The sequence below is a fragment of the Marinobacter litoralis genome (genome assembly GCF_016427555.1).
GTDB lineage: Bacteria > Pseudomonadota > Gammaproteobacteria > Pseudomonadales > Oleiphilaceae > Marinobacter > Marinobacter litoralis_A.
Window position 1 is genome coordinate 1 of sequence record NZ_JAELVS010000014.1, and the last position, 1,269, is coordinate 1,269.

Here is a 1,269-nt window from a genome sequence, read left to right on the forward strand (position 1 = left end):
TGAGGTGGACCCAATCAGTTGGACAACCTGATGGTGTCCCTAAGCTATGATCCGGTTGTTTCCCTGGCTCAGGCTGCCAGAGATATGGGTTGCCCGTAGTACACCTCATCGGGCGTTTGGTAATCAAGGGTTTGGTGGTATCGGGTCTGATTGTAATGCCGGAAGTACCGGTGGAGCGCCTGCTTCAAGTGTTGACCATCCTCGAAGGCAGTGAGGTAGACGCACTCGTGTTTGACGCTGCGCCAGAGCCGTTCCACGAAGATGTTGTCATGGTAGCAGCCCTTGCCGTCCATGCTGATCCGGATGCCATGCTCTTTGAGAACGCTTGTGAAGGCCTCGCTGGTGAACTGGACGCCCTGATCGGTGTTGAAGATTTCCGGCGTTCCATGGTGCTGTAGAGCCTCCTCCAGGGCATCGACGCAGAAGTCTGTGTCCATGGTGTTGGAGATCCGCCAGGACAGCACCTTGCGACTGTACCAGTCGATGATGGCAACCAGATACATGAAGCCCCGCGCCAGCGGCACATAGCTGATGTCAGTTGCCCAAACCTGATTGGGACGATCGATCTTCAAGCCCTTGAGCAGGTACGGGTACACCTTGTGCCCGTCGCCCGGAACACTGGTTCTTGGTCGCGGGTACACGGCCTGAATGCCCATGGTGCGCATCAGCCGCTGCACCCGCTTCCGGTTGATGCGGTAGCCCTGGTGCTGCAAGTGGAACCGCATCTTGCGAGAGCCATAATACGGCGTTTTCAGGTGCTGCTGATCAATCAGGTACATCAGATCCAGATCCTCCTGACATTGCTCACGAGGGACGTAGTACACCGATGAGCGGCTCAGCTTGAGCAGCTCGCACTGGCGCGAAAGACTGACTTGGGGATGACCACGCTCGATCATCGCCAACCGCTGTTGACGGCTTACTGATCGAGCTTGCGCGACAAAAAATCGCGTTCCACCGTCAGTCGACCGATCTCCCGGTAAAGCTCGTCTGTGCTGGGCTCATCGGATTGCTTGCCGGCCTTCCTCTTGCCTTCGAAGAGGTCGGGAGCGTTCTCCAGCAGCTCGCGCTTCCAGGTACTGACCATGGTGGGGTGAATCTGGAAACGGGCGGCAATTTCGGATGTGGTCTGGTCACCCTTGAGGGCGGCCAGAGCAACTTTGGACTTGAATGATGCGCTGTATTGCTTGCGTTTCTTGCTCATGATTCTCCTCCTCGTGGAGATGATGAATCAGAGCTTAGGCACCTGTCCAAAATTTGGGGTCCACTTCA

Annotated in this window: 1 protein-coding gene; it reads right to left on the reverse strand. The window is 56.4% G+C overall.

Annotated elements, in window-relative coordinates:
* Window positions 1-68 precede the first annotated feature (68 nt).
* Window positions 69-1,201 (reverse strand): IS3 family transposase gene (locus JAO79_RS16160; RefSeq protein ID WP_114335518.1). Its coding sequence is split into 2 segments (ribosomal slippage): window positions 69-931 and window positions 931-1,201, totalling 1,134 coding nucleotides; the frame shifts between segments, so codons are not numbered across the junction.
* Between the last annotated feature and the right edge of the window lie 68 nt (window positions 1,202-1,269).